The 672-nt window shown below is 52.4% G+C and carries 1 protein-coding gene; it reads left to right on the top strand.

Annotated features, from left to right (window positions below):
- On the top strand, nt 1–672 hold a 672-nt coding region (locus tag RR877_RS10625; RefSeq protein WP_332628250.1), incomplete at both ends, for an EF-Tu/IF-2/RF-3 family GTPase.

Below are 672 nucleotides of genomic sequence, written 5' to 3'. Positions count from 1 at the left end.
TGAACTTCTGTCTCAGTACGATTTCCCGGGCGACGACACGCCGATCGTTCGTGGTTCTGCTCTGAAAGCGCTGGAAGGCGAAGCAGAGTGGGAAGCGAAAATCATCGAACTGGCTGGCTTCCTGGATTCTTACATCCCGGAACCAGAGCGTGCGATTGACAAGCCGTTCCTGCTGCCTATCGAAGACGTATTCTCCATCTCCGGCCGTGGTACCGTTGTTACCGGTCGTGTAGAGCGCGGTATCGTTAAAGTTGGCGAAGAAGTTGAGATCGTTGGTATCAAAGATACCGTTAAATCAACTTGTACTGGCGTTGAAATGTTCCGCAAACTGCTGGACGAAGGCCGTGCTGGTGAGAACGTTGGTGTTCTGCTGCGTGGTATCAAACGTGAAGAAATCGAACGTGGTCAGGTACTGGCTAAGCCGGGCTCTATCAAGCCGCACACCAAGTTCGAATCTGAAGTTTACATCCTGTCCAAAGACGAAGGCGGCCGTCATACTCCGTTCTTCAAAGGCTACCGTCCTCAGTTCTACTTCCGTACTACTGACGTGACTGGTACCATCGAACTGCCAGAAGGCGTAGAGATGGTAATGCCGGGCGACAACATCAAAATGGTTGTTACCCTGATCCACCCGATCGCGATGGACGACGGTCTGCGTTTCGCAATCCGTGA

Origin of the sequence: Aurantimicrobium sp. (assembly GCF_036667855.1) — a bacterium.
Classification (GTDB): Bacteria; Actinomycetota; Actinomycetes; order Actinomycetales; family Microbacteriaceae; genus Aurantimicrobium.
Note: the sequence above shows the minus strand (reverse complement) of the source record. Positions and strands in the feature narration are given on the sequence as shown.